This is a genomic window from Streptomyces cavernae, assembly GCF_004023625.1.
Classification (GTDB): Bacteria; Actinomycetota; Actinomycetes; order Streptomycetales; family Streptomycetaceae; genus Streptomyces; species Streptomyces cavernae.
In genome coordinates this window covers 376,111-395,684 of the sequence record NZ_RPDJ01000001.1, presented here as the reverse complement: position 1 = coordinate 395,684, position 19,574 = coordinate 376,111, and the positions used below count along the sequence as shown (strand labels likewise).

Here is a 19,574-nt window from a genome sequence, read left to right as displayed (position 1 = left end):
TCCCGTCGGTGGATCAGTCGGTGGAGTCGAGGAAGTCGCCGACTACCCGGAGGTAGAGCTCTTCCTCCTCGACGTGCGGCATGTGGCTCGAGTGCTCGAACATGTGCCAGCGCACGTCGGGAATGCGGTCGGCGAAGGGGACGATGGTCTCGGGAGTCGCTTCGTCGTACTTCCCGGACACCAGCAGGGTCGGCACCTCGATCAGGTGCAGCCGGTCGATGACCGACCAGTCCTTGAGGGTGCCGATGACATGGAACTCGTTGGGCCCGTTCATCGTGTGGTACACCGTCGGATCTGCCGCGATGTTCGCCCAAGTGGCCTCCACCTCGGGCGGGGTGGGGACGACACGGCACACATGTCGTTCGTTGTAGACCTGTTCGGCGGCCCGGTACTCCGGATGGTCGGTGGTCCCGGCCTCCTCATGGGCGAGCAGGGTCCGCTGCACGTCGGGCGGCAGTGCGGCCCGCAGACCGTGGGCCGCCGCGAGCCACAACTCCATGGAAGCGGGCGAGTTGGCGATGACCAGTCCGCGCAGTCCGGGCGGGCGGCGTACTGCGTGCTCGGCGGCGAGCATGCCGCCCCAGGACTGGCCCAGGATGTGATAGGCGTCGGCGATGCCCAACGCCTTGAGCAGATGGTCCAGTTCGTCGAGGAAGAGCTGGACGGTCCAGAAGTCGGCGCCCTTGTCGGGCAGGTGGGTGGAGCGACCGATGCCGAGCTGGTCGTAGTGGATGACGGGGCGGCCCTGGTGGGCGATGCCCGCGATGCGCAGCGTGTAGTCGTGGCCGGCGCCGGGGCCGCCGTGCAGGACGACCAGGGGTGTCCGGCCCGGTTCGCCGGTGATCCGGTACCAGGTGGACCAGCCGTTGAAGTCGATGGTTCCGGTGTGGTTCGGTTCGGGAATCGCCACGGGAAGCCTCCCGGACCGGCTGGTAACCAGCCAGTCCTTGTCCGAAACGAGGGGGTGTGACGGGTGGCTGTCATACTGATTGGGTAAATGCTCAGTCCACAAGACCTTTTACCGGAGCCGTTCCAGATGTAACTATGTGTTTACGTCGCCGGTCTCCGGTGCCGACCCGAGGAGGACAACTGACCGTCGTACCCCCGTCATCGGAGCCGGAGGACGAACTCTCCCGGATGCTCGACCGCGCCCTGTTCGGTGGTGCTCCCTCGCCGGAACTGCGCCCGGTCCGTGTGGCCTCGGCCGTCGACGAGGTGTCCGACCGGCTGCTCACGGCGATCGCCGTCGGAGACTTCCTGCCGGGCGAACGGCTGCCGGTCGAACGCGAGCTCACCCGACTGCTCGGGGTGAGCCGCCCCACCGTGCGGGAGGCCGTCGGACGCCTGCAGGTTCTGGGCGTGGTCGAGATACGCCGCGGCCGCAGCGGCGGCACCTTCGTGCGCGAGAGCTGGACCGAATCCTCCGCCGCCGCGGTCCGCCGCACACTGCTGCCACGGTGGGAACAGCTGGAGCAACTCTTCGACCTGCGTGGGCTGGTGGAGGGGATGGTGGCCGCGACCGCCGCCCGACGCCGGCGGCCCGCAGACCTCGATCCCATGCGGCAGGCCCTGGCCGCCCATCTGTCAGCGCGGACGCCCCGCGAGGAACAGGCCGCGGACAGTGCCTTCCACCGCAGCATCTGCGAAGCCACCCACAACCCGCAGATCGTCATGCTCAGCCGCGACCTGCTGACCCGTATCAGCCTCGGCTTCCCGGTGGAGCCCTGGGGCAAGGGCGAACGCTCCCACCACCACCGGGCCGGGCTGGGTCACACGGCGCTGTACGAGGCCATCGCCGCGGGCGAGCCGGAACGCGCTGAGGAGATAGCCCGCGATCACTTCACCATCAGTGCCGACATGATCCGTGACGTCCTCGCCCGGGTACAGGGCGTGGAGCCCTCCTGAGGCCCCGGCCCGGATCGCCGCGTAGCCGTCGCCTGCCGGACAGGCCCCGTTGACCCGGCTCGCCGGGAAATATCGCCTGCCGGACGAACCGCGGTCCTCCTGACCGTGGGACATGCACACTGCGCTTCGTGGGGGCGCGGCAGGGCTCGATCACCGATCCGCAGGTGATCCTCCCCGGCTCAGGAGCGCGCTGTGGCTTTCCGGACTCGTCGCCCTTGGCGTCACCGGCGCATCGGACCCGCCGCGGTCCTGCCACTGTCGGCCCTCACGGTGACGCGACCGGGTCTCGGACGATGGAGTCGCGCCTCGGGCATCGTCCGTGGGAAGGCCCGCCGGTAGTTGCTCGGCGACACTCCGATCTGTTTCAGGAAGTGGTGGCGAAGGTTGTTGGCCGTGCCGAGGCCGCTCAGCTCCCCGATCTTCTCGATGGGCAAGTCCGTTGCCGCTGGCAGGCTTTGGGCGCGTGCCATGCGCTGGTTGAGAAGCCACTGAAGCGGAGGCGTCCCGGTGGCAGCCTGCACTCGCCGGTGGAGGGTCCGCGGGCTCATCGCCGCGCGCTGTGCCAACTCCTCCCTGCCGGCGCCGTCTGGCCGCGTGGAACGAGGCCGGAGTGTTGGACGAACTGCACCTGGTGCTGCTGAAGAAGCTGCGGGCGGTGAAGAAGCTGGACTGGTCGCGGGCGGTGATCGACTCCTCCCACGTGCGGGCCGCCCGGCGGGGCCCAAAAGCGGTCCCGGCCCGGTCGGTCGCGCACGGCCGGGCAGCAAGCACCACGTCCTCACCGACGCACAGGGCGTCCCGCTCGCGGTGTCGCTGACCGGCGGCAACCGTGGGCGACGTCACCCAACTGCCGCCTCTGCTCGACAAGGTCCCGGCGGTGGCCGGGGTCGTGGGCCGGCCACGGCGACGGCCGGACGCCCTGCTCGCCGACCGCGGCTACGATCACGACAAATACCGGCGCCTGCTGTGGCAGCGCGGTATCCGCCCGGTCATCGCCGAACGAGGCCAACCCCACGGCTCCGGCCTGGGCAACTTCCGGTATGTCGTCGAACGCACCATTGCCTGGCTGCACGGCTTCCGTCGCCTGCGCATCCGATGGCAGCGACGCGACGACATCCACGCGAAGCCTTCCTCGGCCTCGCCACCTGCCTCATCACCTACAGACACCTGCAGCGCCTTTGTCAGGACTTCTAAAACTGACGATCACCGTTGACACCTGGGTCTCCGATCACTACGGAGATCCACATGCCGAAGTCCAGCCCCACCGCCCCGCCGCTTGACCGTGAGGCCAAGGAGGCGGGTTACCGGCTCGCCCTCCTGTCGAACAGCTTCGGCATGGATCCCTTCAACCCGTACGAGCACGTCGGCATCTGGGACCTCTTCGATGTATATCGTCATCTCCGAAGTGATCGGCACGGCGAAGCCGGACCCGGCGATCTACCAACTGACCCTGGATCGTCTCGGCCTTCCCGGGACAGCGTGCGTGTTCGTCGACGACCACCCGGTGAATCTTCCCCCTGCCGAAGCTCTGGGGGTCATCACCGTCCTCGCAACGAACGAGGACAAGGCGGTATCAGAGTTGGAGAGCCTGCTCGGCGTGACCGCCTCGGTATCCGTGCAGGGCTGATTTCAGCCGCCGAGCCGGACCCGGCCTGGACGCGGGGTGTCGGCCGCGCGCCAGAAGTCGATACACCGAGCGCCCGACCATGGCCCTGAAGGTGATCCGTGTCCGGCCCGGCAATGGATCGTCCGTCCAGATCGGACCGCCAGCCCCACGAAGGCGCGCCCGGCGGCACGTCGAGTGTCGATAATTCAGGCATGGGGGACACTTCCGAATCCTGGGCGGGAAAAACGGGAAAGCTGGAAGGGGACCGGAGCGGGTCACCCTAATCCCCCTAATCCTCGAAATTCAAATTCCACAAGCGCCGCATTCGCAGGCAGGGCAGAACGCCCCAACGCGCATAGATCGCGCGAACAGTACGCCCAGGCGGAGTCAACCCCGTGCGACCTGTCGATCTGCTATCAATAAACATGCCTTGAGTCGTATAAAAATTTCCTGATCGCCACATCTTGCCAACGGGCAGCCACGCGAGAATGCTCATGACCGCTTAACTTGAACGTTCTACAACCATCGATACTCGGACACGGAGAATCGCAATTCCCATGCTGAGAACGGGCAAGCAATTACGCTTGAGAAGGCTTTCGCTCGCGGGTGACAACCGACATCTGTTCGTCCCACTCGACCACAGCGTCTCGGACGGTCCGATCGTCCCCGCCGACAAGTGGGACGACCTGCTGCGCGCTCTGGTGGCCGGCGGCGCCGACGGGATCATCGTCCACAAGGGACGCGCCCGCTCCATCGCGCCGGACATCCTGAGGAACTGCGCGCTGGTGGTGCACCTGAGCGCCAGCACCGCCTGCTCCGCCGATGTGCACGCCAAGGTGCTGGTCGCCGATGTCGAGGAGGCGCTGGCTCTCGGCGCGGACGCGGTCAGCGTCCATGTGAACATCGGATCCGACACCGAGGCCCAGCAGTTGGCCGACCTCGGAGCGGTGGCCCGTTCCTGCGACGCGTGGGGCATGCCCCTGATCGCGATGGTGTATCCGCGCGGCCCCCGGATCAAGGACCCGCGCGATCCCGCCCTTCTCGCACACCTGGCGAACGTCGCCGCCGACCTGGGCGCGGACATGGTGAAGACATCGGTCGCCCTGCCGATCGACCGGATGGCGGAGGTGGTAGCGGGCAGCCCCATACCCGTCCTCGCCGCAGGCGGCCCACCCGACGGCTCCGACCTCGTCGAGTACGGCGCCGCCGTGATGGCCAGCGGCTGCCGGGGGCTGGCCGTCGGCAGGCGGATCTTCTCCTCCCCCACGCCCGCCGCCCTGGTGGCACACCTCTCGGCGGTCGTCCACGGCGACAGCGACGGCAACAACGGCGTCGGCATCGCCGACGGCATGCGTATGGCCAATTACTCGACGATCGTGGCAGGAGTGGCATGAGGTTCGCATGGATCGACCTGCGTGAGGTTCCCCGTCCGCAGCTCCAGGCGGTGGTGGACGCGGCAATCCACGCGCGGATGGCCGGAGTCGTGGCCTCCGACGCCGAACTGCTCGGCACCCTGCCCCCGACCGTCACCCGGGTCCTGGTCGCCGGAGGCAAGACGCCGGTTCCGGCGCCGACCCCCGATACGTCACTGGCCACCGCCAAGAAGTCCGGCGACAAGGAGGGCAAGGCGCCGGAGAAGGACGCCAAGTCCCCCTCCGGGATCGGCACTTCCCCCTCCGGCACCGGAGTCGACGTACTCCTGCGGAAGTTCTCCACCCAGGAAGAGCTGGACGCCCTCGCCGCCGCCCACCGCGCGGGCGCCACCGCTGGTGGCACTCCCGTCTCCGGGTTCATCGACGTACGGGACGACCGCACCCTCCGACTGTCGTGCGCGGGCGCCATGGTGCTGCCCTACACGGTCATCCACTTCGCCGACCCGACCAAGATCCCGCTGGAGATCGTGCTCGCCGCGGCCGAGTCCGCCGAGGGCAAGCTCGTGACGGTCGTCGACGGCCTGGAGGAGGCGTCCATCGTCTTCGACGTGCTGGAGCGCGGCTCGGACGGCATCCTGTTCACACCGCGCAGCGCCGACGAAGTCTTCGCGCTGGCCCGCCTGCTGGAGGCGACGACGCCCCAGCTCGAGCTGTCCACCCTCACCGTGGAGAGCATCCGGCACGTCGGACTGGGCGACCGGGTCTGCGTGGACACCTGCTCGCACTTCGAGGAGGACGAGGGCATCCTCGTCGGCTCCTACTCCTCCGGGTTCGTGCTGTGCTGCAGCGAGACCCACCCCCTGCCCTACATGCCGACCAGGCCGTTCAGGGTCAACGCGGGGGCCCTGCATTCGTACACTCTCGGCCCCGACAACCGCACCAACTACCTCAGCGAGGTCGGCTCGGGCAGCGCGCTGCTCGCGGTCGGCGCCGACGGGCGCACCCGGCGGGTCGTGGTCGGCCGGGCGAAGCTCGAATCCAGGCCGCTCCTGGAGATCCGCACCCACGCCGAGGACGGCCGGCTGGTCAGCCTGACCGTGCAGGACGACTGGCACGTACGGGTGCTCGGCCCCGGCGGGAAGGTCCTCAACGTCACCGAGCTGCGGACGGGCGACGAGTTGCTCGGCTATCTGGCCGCCGACAAGCGCCATGTGGGGCTGCCCATCGGCGAGTTCTGCAAGGAGGTCTGAGGTCCGATGGGCGAACTCGACTCAGACCTCGCCGATCTGGTGCGGCGGCTGTTCGACGCGCACGACGACCGCCTACCGTACCTGACGCACCAACAGCAGACGCTCACCCGCAGCGATTTACAGGAGCGCGTGGCCAAGCAGGCCGCCGTCTTCGCCGGGTACGGCATCGGGCCGGGCTCCACCGTGGGACTGCGGACCCCGCCCAGCTTCACACAGCTTGAAGTACTGCTCGCTTTGTGGCAGCTCGGCGCCCAGGTGCTGCTCTTCGACTTCCGGCTCAAGCCGCCGGAGGTGGACGCGCTCTGCGGTTCCTGCCGACCGCAGTTCATGGTCAGCGCCGGCTCCAACGTCCGGGCCACGTTCGGTTTCCGGTCCGAGTACGAGGTCGTCACCGAGCGGCGAAGATCCGGCCGGTCCGCCACCACCGGGCACCGCCTCGTCCAGTTCAGCTCCGGCTCCACCGGACGGCCGAAAGTCATCGGCAGGACCGCCCGGTCGCTCGCCACCGAGGTCGACAGGTTCGCCGGGGTCCCCGGCATGCCGGCCGAGGGCGACCGGCTGCTGCTGCTCAGCTCGACGGCGCACAGCTTCGGCCTGATCGGCGGCCTGCTGCACTCCCTGGCCGCCGGAGTCTCCGTCGTCTTCGCGCCCCGCGTCTCCGCCCGCGACATCCTGCGGACCGCACGGGAACACCGGGTCACCGCCGTGTTCGGCGTACCGACCCACTACGAACTCCTCACCGCCGCCACCGATCCCCCCGCCCTCCCCGACCTGCGGATCGCGGTCTCGGGCGGCGAGATCATGCCCCCGCAGGTCGCCGCCGCCTTCGCGCAGCGGTACGGCGTCGGGGTCGGCGAGGCCTACGGGACCACGGAGACCGGCATCGTCGCCATCGACGTCGGCGGCACCCTGCGCCCCTCGGTCGGCCGGGCGGCGCCCGGTGTCGTCGTCCGCGTCGACCGGGGCGAACTGGACGTCGCCCTCGAGGAGTCGCCGTACCTCTTCGACTCGGGCGGCACCCAGTACGCCGACGGCTGGCTGCACACCCGGGACCGGGCCACGCTGGACGCCACCGGCGCGGTGCACGTGCTGGGCCGCGCGGACTCCCTCGTCGTCATCGGCGGCCTCAAGGTGGACCTCACCGAGGTGGAGAACGTACTCCGCGAACACCCGGCCGTCGAACAGGCGGTCCTGGTCCACGAGGACGTGACCGAGGCGTACGTCGCGGTGCGCGCGGGCTCGGATCAGCCGTCCGCCGAGGAGTTGTCGCGATGGTGCCGCGAACGGCTGGCCGACTACAAAGTGCCGCGCGTCGTACGGCTGTTGGACGCGCTGCCGCGCACGTCCAACGGGAAGTTGGTACGGCAGGCCGCGGCGTTGCGCTCCGCTGTGTAAGGCGGGTACTGCCGGTCCCGGTTGTCGGCTGTCCGCGGGCCGGTTGTGGCTTGTCGCGCCCACGCGGCGGAGCCGCACATGTCACATCCTCGCGCCCCTGTCGGGGCTCTCTGAATCCCCCCTCTCTGGAGATATAGATCATGAGCACGTCGACCCTGGAAGACGAGATCCGCGAGTTCGTCCTGACCTCGGTCATCGACGAGATGAACATCCTGACCAGCCGCGACGGCATCACGGACGACAGCCCGGTGACCGTCGGCGGGCTGGATGTCGACTCCCTGAGCCTGATCGAACTCACCCTGCGACTCGAGTCGCGGTTCGGTGTCGAGATCCCCGACACCGACATCGAGCCCCTGGCCACGCTGACCCTGGGCGGGCTCGTCGCCGAGGTCGTCCGACGGGGTGCGAAGGCATGAGCACGAGCACGGGGGCCACCGGCCCCGACCACATCACCACGGACATCACCACCGACTCCGTACGGGAGCTGCTCTCCGACCGCAAGGTCTTCCCCGGCCTGCCCGACGACCTGGGCGAGGACGCCGAACTCGTCCTGGACTCCCTCGGGTTGGTGTGGCTGCTCCACGTGGTGGAGGAGCGGTACGGCCTGATCGTCGAGCCCTCCGACGAGGACATCGCCGGGATGACCTCGCTCGGCCGGCTCACCGAGTACCTGCGTACCGCCCAGAAGGGTGGCGCCCAGGATGACGCGTGAAGTGCGCGAAGCGCGTGCGGTGACGGTGACCGGATACGGCGTACAGACCGCGTTCGGCGTGGGCCCGGAGGCCCTGCGGCGCGGGGTGTTCGCGGGCGTGCCCGCGTTCCGGCCGACGACACGGTTCGACACGGGGCCGTACCGGACGGCGGTTGCCGCCGTCGCGCCCGCCGATCCGGCTGGGTCCGACAGTCCCGACGGGGTCGACGGGTGGGCGCTGCGGGATGCGCTCCAGCGCTGCGGTGACGCTGCGCTGGGCATGGCCGGGCTCGGGGCTGATGGCCAGGCGGCGGTGCTGTTGGGTGTTGCCGGGGATCATCGGAGCGTTACTCGGTATTGGGGGGGCGCCGGGGGTTCTGTGGAGGCCTCTCCGGGCGAGCTGTCGTACATCGGGCGCGGGTCCGATGTGGCTCGTCGCGCCCACGCGGCGGAGCCGCAAATGTCACAGCCCCGTGCCCCCGGGGCACATCTCGCTGACGCCGTTCCTGCCCAGCTGGCCGAGTTGTTGGGTGACGGGCTGGGGCTGGTCGGGACCCGGCTTGCCTTCACCAATGCCTGTGTCGCGTCCGCCGCCGCGATCATTCACGCCTGTCGGCTGATCTCCTCGGGGCGGATCGACGTCGCCGTCTGTGCGGGTGGGTATCTGGTCGAGGAGGAGACGTTCGGGAAGTTCGACTCCGGGCGGGCGCTGGCGCGGGACGGCATGGTGCGGCCGTTCAGTGCCGAGCGCAGCGGGCTGCTGCTGGGCGACGGGGTCGCCGCCGTCGTACTGGAGTCCGCCGAGCACGCCCGGCGCCGCGGGGCCCGGCCGCTCGCCTCCGTCGTCGGCTGGGGCGCCGCCACCGACGCCCACCACATCGCCCAGCCGCACCCGGAGGGCGCCGGCCTCGCCCGCGCCGTCCAGCAGGCGATGCGGCTGGCCGGGGACCCGGACGGGGCGTCCCTCGACTACATCAACGCCCATGGCACCGGCACCAAGTACAACGACGGCGCCGAGACACGGGGTCTGCGCGCCGCCTTCCCGAAGTTCGCCGAGTCGATACCGGTCAGCTCGACGAAGAGCACCACCGGCCACCTCCTGGAAGCCGCGGGCGTCGTGGAGTTCGTGATCACGATGCTGGCCCTGCTGAACGGTGTACTCCCGCCGACCGCCGGATTCGGCAGCCCCGACCCGGAGTGCGACCTCGACTACGTGCCGAACGAACCACGCCCCACCGAACCGCTCCGAGCCCTCACCGTCAACGCCGCCTTCGGGGGCGCCAACACCGCACTCGTTCTGGAGCGGCCGTGACAACGACCCACACAACCGCCCCGCGTTCCCCCCTCACCTCCCCCACCGCCCTCACCGTCCTCGCCGCCGCCACCGCGAGCCACGGCACCGGCCGGGACGACGACATCGCGCTGCCGAAGCTGCCGGGCTTCGTGGAGTCGGCGTTCAGTCCGCTGGCGTACGAGGTCGCCGCGAGGTGTCTGACCGCGCACCCCGGGGACGGCGACCGTACGGCCGTCGCGCTGGCGAGCCTGACGGGCGATACCACCACGGCCGACCTGGCCAGCTCGCGCATGGTGTCCGGGCGGGTCCACAACCCGCTGCTGTTCATGCAGGCCACCGCCAACTCCGTGCTGGGACACATGAGCCGGGAGTTCGGCATCACCGGCCAGATGTTCAGCCTCTCCACGCTCGCCGACCCGCTCACCGAACTCCTGGCCATGGCCGACGTGTTGCTCGACGACCCGGAGCTCGACCGGGTCCTCGTGCTGGGCGTGGAACTCGGTGGCGGCGAACGCGTGGCCGCCGTACACCGCGAACTGGCCGCCGACAGCGGGCGTCCGGTCCCGTCCCTCCCCGCGAAGGCGGGCCTGGCGGCGGCGATCCTGCTCGGCCGCGCCGACCACGACACCTCCGCCCCTGCCACCGTCGCCGTCGCCGTCGCCGGGGCACAGGTGCCGATCAACTCCACCAGCGGGGCTGCCGACCAACTTGGCAGCATCCGGAGCCTGTTCGAACTGGCCGCCGCCCACCGCACCGACACCGACACCGACACCGACACGGAGAGCCACACCCATGCTCATCAGTAGGCAGGAGCGGGCCCGGATCTGCTCCGACCCCGCGCTGGGCGCCGGAAACGTCCTGGCGCGGCTGGCGGCGTACGACCGTCCACGCGACGAGGTCGTACTCCGCGTGGACGGCAACTGGCAGGCGCCCGACGGCAGTTGCCCCGCCCAGCTCACCCTCGGGGAGCTGGGCGAGGTCGTCGAGACATACGCGGGCTGGTACACCGCCCAGGGTGTGCGTCCCCGCGACCCCGTCGCCCTCCACTCTTACTCCAGCGCCGAGTTCGCGGTGAACTTCCTGGCGCTGACCTCCCTCGGCGCGATCCCGTCGTTCGTCAACGGCAACCTGCCGCCCGACATCGCGCGGGAGTACGTACGACGGCAGGGTGCCGTGGGCGCCTTCACGGACCGCGCCCACCACGACGTACTCGCGGGCCCCGGATCAGCGCTCAGCTTCTGCGCGACCGCCGCCGACATCCGCCCCGAACACCGCGCCTCACTCCCGGCCTCCTACCCGTACCGTCACGACCCGACAGACCCGGTGCTCATCTCGCACTCGTCCGGAACCACCGGTATGCCCAAGGGAGTTCCGCACACCCACCAGACCCTGATGTACGCGCAGCTGCACCGCCTGCGCTACTCCACCGGCACCGACATGGAACGCACCCTCGTCGGACTGCCGGGCGCCCACAACGCGATGGTGGCGACGCTGCTGTACTGCCTCCTGCTGCGCACCGACATCAAGCTGCTCTCCAGCCAGCGCGGCACCGACGTACTGGACGCCATCGAGGAGTTCAGGCCCACCACCGTGCTGGCCTTCGCCGGGACCTTCGGCGAGATGGCCGCCGAGGACCTGACGACCCGCGACCTGTCCAGCGTGCAGGTGTGGTTCAACACCGGGGACGCGGCCCACGAAGCGCACATCCGGGCCCTCGTGCGGCACGGCAGCCACCAGACGATCGGCAAGGACCTGCGGAGGACCCGGGTCGAGGGCTCGGTCTTCGTCGACGGGCTCGGCTCCTCCGAGGCCGGCTACTCCGTCTTCCACAACCGGCACACCAAGGACACGTCGGCGTACTCGCGCTGCGTCGGCAGGCCGATCAGCTTCGCCGAGGCCGCCGTACTCGCCGAGGACGGCACCCCGCTGCCGCCCGGCGAGATCGGCCGCCTAGGCCTCAAGTCCCCCACTCTCACGCCTGGTTACTGGAACGACTCGGTGACCTGGAACCGTATGCGACTCGGCGGCTACTGGCTCACCGGCGACCTCGCCCACCAGGACGAGGACGGCAACTTCTACCACCTCGACCGCGCCCCGGACGCCATCCGTACCAGCTCCGGCGTCGTCTTCAGCACCCGCACCGAGGAACTCCTGCTGCGCGAACTGCCCGAACTGGCGGACTGCACGGTCGTCGGGGTCGCCGACGACGGCGTACGGGCCGACTGGGACGGCGACGGAGTGGCGGAGGCGTACGCGCTGCTCCAACTCGCCGACGAGGAGGGAGCCGAGGCGGTGGCCGAACAGGGTTTCATCGACGCGGAGTTGACCGACCGCGTCAACACCGCCCTCAGGGCCGCCGGTTTCCCCCCGGTCACCCGCGCCCTGCGCATGAGGCCCGACGACGTCGCCAAGGGCGCCACCGGCAAGGTCCTCAAGCGAGTGATGCGCGACCGCTTCACCGCCTCCGTCGCCTCAGCCGTCAAGGGGCAGCCATGAGCACGGGTGCGGGTGACGGCGTCAACCACCGTGCCCGGGCGAGCGAGGCGTACCGGCTGTGGTGGCAGCACGACGCGAACTGGTACCAGGCGGTGGCGAGCCGGTTCGGGCAGGAGGCGGCCAACGAGCTGAACGCCGAGGCGCTGCGCAAGGTCGCGACGCACGTCGGACAGCGCGTCGGCCGCCTCTGCGGCCCGCTCCCCGACACCGGCGACACCGGCAAGGACCTGGAGGAACTCCGCCGCCGCTACGACGACTGCGGCGACCGGATGTTCCCGCCGGAGCTGCGCAACGCGTCCACGGAGGTCGAAGACGTGACAGAGCGGGACGGTCTGATCGTCCTCACGCTCCGCCGCAGCTTCGCCGTCACCATGGTGCGGATGGCCGGTTCACTGGACGGCTACCGCTGCCCGTGCACCGACATCCACGCGGGCTGGTCCGAGGGCCTCGGCGTCACCCTGACGGAGAACCGCGCCGAGTCGTGCCTGCGCGACGGCGACAAAGCGTGTCGCCTGCTGATGCGCGTACGCACCCCCCTCAATCACGACCCCCTTGCGCACGACGACAACAAAGACGACAACAAAGAGGACTGAACGACATGCGGATACTTGTCGCGGGTGCCACCGGTGTGGTCGGCCATCCCCTGGTGGGCGCGCTGCGGGCGCGGGGCCACCAAGTGAGCGCGCTGGTACGGGAGGAGTCCCGGACCCGTGCTCCGGAGGCGGACACGATCGTGGTCGCCGACGCGCTCGACCGCGAAGCGCTGCTGGCCGCCGTGTCGGAGGCACGCCCCGAGGTGGTCGTCCACCAGATGTCGGCGCTGCGCGTGATGTTCGACAACCCCCCGGACGCCTTCACCCGGACCGCGCGACTGCGCACCGAGGGCACCGCCAACCTGATCGCGGCGGCCCGCGCGGCCGGTGCCCGGCGGCTGGTCGCGCAGTCCATCTCCTTCGCCTCCGCGCCGACCGGAGACCCGGTCGTCGACGAGGACGCGCCGCTGTGGGTGGACGCCCCAGACCCCGGCTGGGCGGCCACCGTACGGGCGGTCGCCGACCTGGAGGCCCAAGTCCTGGGCGCCTCACCCGAGTTGAGCGGCGCAGTGCTGCGGTACGGCTCGCTGTACGGCCCCGGCACCTCGTACGCCCGTACCGGCGCGTCCGCGCAATGGGTACTGGCGGGCAAGGTCCCGCTGCCCGAGGGCGGGACCGGGGTCACCTCGTTCCTGCATGTGGAGGACGCCGTGGGCGCGGCGGCTGCGGCCGTGGAGTCGGAGGCAACCGGCGTCTTCCACATCACTGACGACGAACCGGCCCCGGCCGCCCAGTGGTTGCCCCACTACGCCCAGGCCCTGGAGGCCCCGGAGCCGCCCACGATCCCCGCGGCGTCGGCCCCCCGGTTGCTCGGCTGGTTCATGGCCCACCAGCTCACCGCGGCGGCCGGCGCGTCGAACGCCAGGGCGGGTAAGGAACTCGGCTGGAAGCCGCTGCGGCCGAGCTGGCGCCACGGGCTGGGCGAGGAATGACCGGACCCGAACCAGGCTCTTCGGGGGCGACCGGTACGCCGGCCGCCCCCGGCCACCCCCGCGATGCCGTCGTCGTGTGCGTGGTCGGCGCCGGTCCGCGCGGGCTCTCGGTACTGGAGCGGCTCTGCGCCAACGCGGGCGAGGCCGACCGCCCAGTCGTAATCCATCTCGTCGACCCGTACCCGCCGGGACCGGGCGCGGTGTGGCGCACCGACCAGCCGTCCGAGCTTCTGATGAACACGGTCGCCTCCCAGGTGACCCTGTTCACCGACGACAGCGTGCCGTGCTCGGGCCCGTCGGTACCGGGCCCGAGCCTGTACAAGTGGGCCCGCACCCTGGCAACGGGATCGGGACCGGGACCCGGGGTGTACCCGGCCCCGGTCCTGGCGGAGGCCCGCCGCCTCGGCCCGGACACCTATCCGACCCGCGCCTTCCATGGCCACTACCTGGAGTGGGTCTTCGGGCGCCTGTTACGCACCGCCCCGCCCGAGGTCACGGTCCACACCCACCGGACGAGGGCGATCGCACTGGCCGACGACCCGGACGGCACCCAGTCGGTGACCCTGGCGGACGGCGAACCGCTCACCGGCCTGGGCGCGGTCGTACTGGCCCTGGGCCACGGCCAGTTGACCCCGAGCCCGGAGGAAGAAGCCCTGCGCTCCTTCGCAGCCCGCCACGCAAGTACAGACAGAGGTACGGGTACGGGTGTGTCCTACGTGGGGCCCGCCAACCCGGCCGACGCCGACCTGAGCGGAATCCGCCCCGGCACCCCGGTCGCCCTGCGCGGACTCGGCCTGAACTTCTTCGACCAGCTCGCCCTGCTCACCGAGGGCCGCGGCGGCACGTTCAAACGGGGCCACGACGAGGACGGCCGGGGTGCCGGGCTCGTGTACATCCCGAGCGGCAACGAGCCGGTGCTGTACGCCGGTTCGCGACGCGGAGTGCCCTACCACGCACGCGGCGAGAACGAGAAGGGTGCGCTGGGCCGCCACCACCCCCGCTTCCTGACCCCGGAGGTCATCGCCGGCCTGCGGCGTCACCCCGTCTGCTTCCGTGCGGACATCTGGCCCCTGATCGACCGCGAGGTGCGGACCGTCTACTACGAGGCGTGGCTCCGGGCCGCCCAAGGCCCACGGGCGGCAGCCGAGTTCGTACGGTCCCGTCTCGCGCACGGCGACGACGAGTCGGCGCTCCTCGACCGGTACGACGTACCGCCGGACGAGCGATGGGACTGGCGGCGCGTTGAACGCCCATACGGAGACCGGCACTTCACGGACCGCGCCGAATTCCGGCGCTGGCTGCTGGGATATCTGCGGCAGGACGTCGTCGCCGCCCGACTCGGCAATGTGAACGGCCCGTTGAAGGCGGCGCTGGACGCGTTGCGGGACCTGCGCAACGAGGTCCGGCTTGTGGTCGACCACGGAGGGGTGTCCGGAGAGTCGCACCGGGCCGAACTGGACGGCTGGTACACGCCGTTGAACGCGTTCACGTCGATCGGCCCACCCGCGTTCCGGATCGAGCAGCTGATCGCGCTGATCGAGGCGGACGTGATTCAGGTGGTCGGTCCGGGGATGCGGGTGCGTCCGACGGACGGTGCGGGTGATCCGCACGAAGGCGATCCCCGTGAGCCCGGTTTCCTCGTGGACGCGGAAGGGGTGTCGGAGTCGCCGGTGCTGGTCAGGGCGCTCGTCGAGGCGCGGCTGCCCGACATCGACCTGCGGCGCAACGCCGACCCGCTGCTGCGGGGGCTGCTGGCGGAGGGCGGGTGCGTCCCGTACCGGCCGGGCGGCCACGAGGCGCACGAGACGGGCGGGATGGCGGTGACCGACGGCGCGCCCCGCCTGCTGGACGTGTCGGGGCGGGCGCACCCTCGCCGGTTCGCGTTCGGGGTGCCGACGGAGGGCGTTCGCTGGGTGACGGCGGTAGGCATCAGACCGGGCGTGGGCTCGGTGACGCTGGAGGACTCGGACGCGATAGCGCGGGCGGTACTGGGACTGGAGACGGGACCAGGACCGAAAGGGTTGACCACTGATCGGACATCTGGCGCGGGGAGAAGATGAGCATGAACGGGAGGATGGGGGCGCTCTCGTCCGTCGGCACCGACGCGGGGCTGCTCGCACCCGCATGGGCGGGCACCCCGGCAGCGGCCGAAGTGACCGACGAGGCATGGCTCCAGGCGATGCTGGACGTGGAAGTGGCCCTGGCCCACGCCCAGTTCGAAGTCGGCCTGACACCGGCCTCGGCGCTGGCCTCGATCGCCTCCCAGGCCCACGCGGACCGCCTGGACCTGGTCGCCCTGGCGCACGCGGCCCGAGGCGCCGCCAACCCGGTGGTCGCCCTCGTCGCCGCCTTCACCGAGGTGGTCGCCGCGAAGGACCCGGCCGCCGCCGAGTACGTACACCGGGGTTCGACCAGCCAGGACATCCTCGACTCGGCGGCCATGCTGGTCGCCCGCCGCGTGCTCACCCTGATCGCCGCCGACCTCGAACGCACGGCCACCGCCCTGGCCGCGCTCGCGGACACCCACCGCCACACCGTCCTGGCGGCCCGCACGCTGGCCCAGCACGCGGTACCCACCACCCTCGGTCTGAAAGCGGCGACCTGGCTCCAGCTCGTCCTGGACGCCCTGACCCGGGTACGGGCGGTGGCCGAAGAGCTGCCCGCCCAACTGGGCGGCGCGGCAGGCACGTTGGCCGCGTACCGCGAGTACGCGGCCGTGGACGGCGAGGGGCGAGTTTCGCCCGAGCCGGGTGGGCCGCTCGGGTCGGGCGAGGGCGGCGGAATCGAGTTGCTGGCCCCGTTCGCGAAGGCCCTCGGCCTGGCGGAGCCGACGCTGCCGTGGCACACCGTACGTACCCCGATCGCCGAGCTGGGCGCGGTACTTCAGCTGGTCACGGGGGCGCTCGGCAAGTTCGCGCTGGATGTGCGGACGCTGTCCCGTACGGAGATCGGCGAGCTGTCCGAGCCGGCGGCGGCGGGACGCGGCTCCTCGTCGGCGATGCCGCAGAAACGCAACCCGGCGCTGGCCACCCTCATCATCTCGGCGTCCCACCAAGTGCCCGCGTACGCACTGGTATTGGCCCAGTGTCTGCTGGCGGAGGACGAGCGCCCGGCCGGGGCGTGGCATGCCGAGTGGCAGCCGCTCCGGGAGGCACTGCGGCTGGCGGGCGGTGCGGCACACACGGCGGTGGAGCTGGCGGAGGGCCTGATCGTCCACCCGGAGCGCATGCTGGCCAACCTCGATCTGACGGGCGCGGCGATCGTCACCGAACGGCTGGCGGTCGTACTCGCCCCGGTGCTCGGCAAGGCGCACGCGAAGAAGCTGCTGTCGACAGCCTCGGCCGAGTCGGCGGCATCGGGCCGCTCCCTCACCGAGATCCTCCTGGCGTACCCGGAGTTGGCGACCGCACTCACCCCCGCCCATCTCTCGGACCTGCTCGACCCGACCCGCTACACGGGCGCGGCGGACGCACTGGTCGACCGGGCGCTGCGCGGTTCAGGGACCGCGCGAAGAACAGCACGACAGAGCACGACAGGAAGGGAAGTAATGGAGGGAAGGAAGGATGACTAGGGCAACGCCCCGCTCGGTCCTGGTGACCGGGGGAAACAGGGGGATCGGGCTGGCCGTGGCCCGCCGCTTCGCGGCGGCCGGGGACCTGGTCACGGTGACCTACCGAGGTGAGAAACCACCCGGCGACGAGAAGTTTCTTTCCGTGCAATGCGATGTGACGGACAGTCAGCAGGTGGACCAGGCCTTCAAGGAGGCCGAGTCGGCCCACGGTCCGGTCACCGTCCTGGTCGCCAACGCGGGCGCCACCCAGGACCGGTTGCTGGTACGGATGAGCGAGGCGGACTTCACCTCCGTCATCGACACCAACCTCACCGGGGCCTTCCGCGTCGCCCAGCGCGCGGTGCGCGGAATGATCCGGGAACGCCATGGACGTATCGTGCTGATCTCCTCCACGACGGCCCTCCACGGCGCCCCCGGACAGACCAACTACGCGGCGGCGAAAGCGGGGTTGGTCGGCTTCGCACGGTCACTGACCCAGGAGCTCGGCCCCCGGGACATCACCTGCAACGTGGTGGCGCCCGGCCTGACCGAGACGGACATGACCCGTGCGCTCACCGAGGAGCAACGCCAGGAGCTGCTGCGGCAGACGCCGGCCGGACGGCCGGGCCACCCCGACGAGGTCGCCGACGCGGTGGCGTTCCTGGCCGGTGCCGGATATGTACGCGGCGCCGTGATCCCGGTCGACGGAGGCGCCGGACTGGGGCACTGAGGGCCGCTCACGGAACGAAATAAACGGAATAAAAGACGACATATAGCAAGAAAATTCACCTTACCGGAAGTGAAGACTGTGAACCCGATCACCACATTGCGCCCCTCCGCCACCACCGTGGAGCAGTACCGCAAGGAGGACCACTGGCGCCCAGGCACCATCCTGGACGACCTGGCGCGGTGGCGTGCCGAGACCCCCGACGCCCCCGCCCTTCTCGTGTGGGAGGCCGGCCGGGGCACCCTGGAGCTGAGCTACGCGCAGTACGCCGAGTACGTGGACCGCTTCGCCGGCGCGCTGCACGCGCTGGGGGTGCGCAGCGGTCAGGTCGTCGCGATGCAGTTGCCGAACGTCTGGCAGGTCGGACCGCTGGTACTGGCCTGCGCCCGGCTCGGGGCCGTCGCGGCGCCGATCATGTGCGCGTTCCGCCCCCGTGAGCTGGAGCGGATGCTCCGCCGGCTGGATGCCGTCGTCTGCATGACCGTCGATCGGTGGGACAACTTCGAACACGCGGCGGCGCTGGCCGAGATGGCACCCAGGCTGCCCGCACTGCGTCACCGTGTGGTGCTCGGCGAGCGGACCGCGGACGGGGACGAACGGACCACTGGCGCGGACGAGCGGACCACGGACGGCGAACTGGACTTCCGCGAGTACTTCGAGCAGACGGAGCACGACACCCTGCCGGATCCGTCCGTCGTGGACCCGGACCGGGTCTCCCTGGTGCTGTTCACGTCCGGTACCTCCGGCGAGCCGAAGGCCGTCCTGCACACCCTCAACACCTCGTACGCCTGGTACGCCCCGGTGGCAGCCGCCGACGGCATCGGCCCGGACAGCCGCGTCTACTCACCGAACGCGGCGACGCACATCGTCGGCCTCAACATGGGCATCTTCATGCCGCTGCACCGCGGGGCCTGCGCGGTCGTGACGGACCGCTGGGAGCCGGAGGCCGTCATCCCCTTCCTGGCACAGGCCCAGGTCAGCTGGATGGTCATCGTCCCGGTCTTCCTCTCCGTCCTGATCGACGCGATGGAACGCACGTCGCAGCGACTGCCCACGGTGCGGATCATCCGCGCGGGAGGCACCATCGTCCCGCAGCCACTGTTCAGGCGGGTGACCGAGACCTTCGGAATCCCGCTGGACGTGGGCTGGGGCATGACGGAGGGCGCCAACGTCTTCACCCGCGCCGGAGAGCACCCGGAGCTGGCCGGCCGCACCGTCGGGCGCTGTGCCCCGGGCCACGAGATCGACCTGCGGGCCGACCACCCGATCAGCGACGAGCAACCCGGGCGTCTCTACGTCCGCAGCCCTTCGCTGTGCCTGGCCACCTGGGGCCGGGACGACGGCCGGCTGACCGTGCTCACCGAGCACGACGACGGCTGGTATGACACCGGTGACCTGGCGGCGCCGGACGGCCACGGCGGCATCCGGCTGCACGGCCGCGCCGAGGACCGGATCGGCGTCATCATGATCCCGGTCAGTGACGTCGAGTCGGCGCTGCTGGACCACCCCGACGTACGGGACGTCGCCCTGGTCGGCTACCCGGACGGCCACGGCGGCGAACTCGCCTGCGCGGTCGTCGTACCGGGGGAGGGGACGCCCACCCTCGACGGCCTGCGCGACTGGCTCGACGGGCTCGGCATGAGCGAATGGTGCCAGCCGTCCCGCCTGGAACTCCTACCCCAACTGCCGCGCAACGAGACCGGCAAGGTGCGCAAGAACCTGCTCCGGGAACGGCTTCGGCCCGCGCTCAGCTGACTGAGGA

16 protein-coding genes and 3 pseudogenes are annotated in these 19,574 nt (G+C 70.6%); 17 read left to right on the top strand and 2 right to left on the bottom strand.

All coding sequences use genetic code 11. The features are described from left to right. Window positions 1–13: 13 nt before the first annotated feature. Window positions 14–910 carry a proline iminopeptidase-family hydrolase gene (locus tag EF387_RS11725; RefSeq protein WP_128376448.1) on the bottom strand — a complete coding sequence of 299 codons (897 nt, stop codon included), beginning with the start codon at window positions 908–910 and terminating at the stop codon, window positions 14–16. A 158-nt stretch (window positions 911–1,068) separates the two neighbouring features. Here EF387_RS11725 and EF387_RS11720 point away from each other — a divergent pair, with 158 nt between their 5' ends. Continuing rightward, window positions 1,069–1,905 carry a FadR/GntR family transcriptional regulator gene (locus EF387_RS11720; protein ID WP_238431459.1) on the top strand — a complete coding sequence of 279 codons (837 nt, stop codon included), beginning with the start codon at window positions 1,069–1,071 and terminating at the stop codon, window positions 1,903–1,905. Between the two features lie 221 nt (window positions 1,906–2,126). Here EF387_RS11720 and EF387_RS48210 read toward each other — a convergent pair. Beyond that, window positions 2,127–2,477 (bottom strand): annotated as a pseudogene (locus tag EF387_RS48210) (helix-turn-helix domain-containing protein); the annotation flags it as partial. A gap of 2 nt (window positions 2,478–2,479) precedes the next feature. Here EF387_RS48210 and EF387_RS48205 point away from each other — a divergent pair. The 16 genes and pseudogenes from EF387_RS48205 to EF387_RS11635 all read left to right on the top strand — a co-directional run. Continuing rightward, a pseudogene (locus EF387_RS48205) lies at window positions 2,480–3,099 on the top strand (IS5 family transposase); the annotation flags it as partial. An 81-nt stretch (window positions 3,100–3,180) separates the two neighbouring features. After that, window positions 3,181–3,532, top strand: a pseudogene (locus EF387_RS11705) (HAD family hydrolase); the annotation flags it as partial. 536 nt (window positions 3,533–4,068) lie between these two features. Further along, window positions 4,069–4,905: a 2-amino-3,7-dideoxy-D-threo-hept-6-ulosonate synthase gene (locus tag EF387_RS11700; RefSeq protein ID WP_128376445.1), complete on the top strand. Its 837-nt coding sequence runs from the start codon at window positions 4,069–4,071 to the stop codon at window positions 4,903–4,905. Beyond that, a complete protein-coding gene (locus EF387_RS11695; protein WP_128376444.1) occupies window positions 4,902–6,134 on the top strand; it encodes a 3-dehydroquinate synthase II family protein in 1,233 nt (410 codons plus the stop codon). The genes EF387_RS11700 and EF387_RS11695 overlap by 4 nt, the downstream gene beginning before the upstream one ends. Before the next feature lie 6 nt (window positions 6,135–6,140). Continuing rightward, window positions 6,141–7,529 carry a class I adenylate-forming enzyme family protein gene (locus tag EF387_RS11690; protein WP_128376443.1) on the top strand — a complete coding sequence of 463 codons (1,389 nt, stop codon included), beginning with the start codon at window positions 6,141–6,143 and terminating at the stop codon, window positions 7,527–7,529. 140 nt (window positions 7,530–7,669) lie between these two features. After that, the gene (locus EF387_RS11685; RefSeq protein ID WP_128376442.1) at window positions 7,670–7,945 is read left to right on the top strand and encodes an acyl carrier protein; all 276 of its coding nucleotides are present in this window, start codon (window positions 7,670–7,672) and stop codon (window positions 7,943–7,945) included. Then, window positions 7,942–8,241 (top strand): acyl carrier protein, encoded by a 300-nt coding sequence (locus EF387_RS11680; protein WP_128376441.1) that lies wholly within the window; start codon window positions 7,942–7,944, stop codon window positions 8,239–8,241. The genes EF387_RS11685 and EF387_RS11680 overlap by 4 nt, the downstream gene beginning before the upstream one ends. Continuing rightward, complete coding sequence (locus EF387_RS11675) at window positions 8,231–9,532, top strand: beta-ketoacyl-[acyl-carrier-protein] synthase family protein (RefSeq protein WP_128376440.1); 1,302 nt, start codon at window positions 8,231–8,233, stop codon at window positions 9,530–9,532. Before EF387_RS11680 ends, EF387_RS11675 begins: the two co-directional genes overlap by 11 nt. Then, window positions 9,529–10,320, top strand: coding sequence for a hypothetical protein (locus tag EF387_RS11670; RefSeq protein WP_128376439.1), 792 nt, complete (start codon window positions 9,529–9,531; stop codon window positions 10,318–10,320). Before EF387_RS11675 ends, EF387_RS11670 begins: the two co-directional genes overlap by 4 nt. Continuing rightward, a complete protein-coding gene (locus EF387_RS11665; RefSeq protein WP_128376438.1) occupies window positions 10,307–12,010 on the top strand; it encodes a class I adenylate-forming enzyme family protein in 1,704 nt (567 codons plus the stop codon). The genes EF387_RS11670 and EF387_RS11665 overlap by 14 nt, the downstream gene beginning before the upstream one ends. After that, window positions 12,007–12,603 (top strand): hypothetical protein, encoded by a 597-nt coding sequence (locus EF387_RS11660; RefSeq protein WP_128376437.1) that lies wholly within the window; start codon window positions 12,007–12,009, stop codon window positions 12,601–12,603. The genes EF387_RS11665 and EF387_RS11660 overlap by 4 nt, the downstream gene beginning before the upstream one ends. A 5-nt stretch (window positions 12,604–12,608) precedes the next feature. Further along, complete coding sequence (locus EF387_RS11655; RefSeq protein ID WP_128376436.1) at window positions 12,609–13,535, top strand: NAD-dependent epimerase/dehydratase family protein; 927 nt, start codon at window positions 12,609–12,611, stop codon at window positions 13,533–13,535. Next, entirely contained in the window at window positions 13,532–15,595 is a 2,064-nt protein-coding gene (locus EF387_RS11650; protein WP_128376435.1) for an FAD/NAD(P)-binding protein, read from the top strand. Before EF387_RS11655 ends, EF387_RS11650 begins: the two co-directional genes overlap by 4 nt. Beyond that, entirely contained in the window at window positions 15,592–17,106 is a 1,515-nt protein-coding gene (locus EF387_RS11645; protein WP_420802557.1) for a nitrosuccinate lyase, read from the top strand. The genes EF387_RS11650 and EF387_RS11645 overlap by 4 nt, the downstream gene beginning before the upstream one ends. Then, window positions 17,099–17,815, top strand: a complete 717-nt coding sequence (gene fabG / locus EF387_RS11640; RefSeq protein ID WP_128376434.1) for a 3-oxoacyl-ACP reductase FabG — start codon at window positions 17,099–17,101, stop codon at window positions 17,813–17,815. Before EF387_RS11645 ends, fabG begins: the two co-directional genes overlap by 8 nt. Before the next feature lie 69 nt (window positions 17,816–17,884). Beyond that, window positions 17,885–19,567: an AMP-binding protein gene (locus EF387_RS11635; protein WP_128376433.1), complete on the top strand. Its 1,683-nt coding sequence runs from the start codon at window positions 17,885–17,887 to the stop codon at window positions 19,565–19,567. Window positions 19,568–19,574 lie beyond the last annotated feature (7 nt).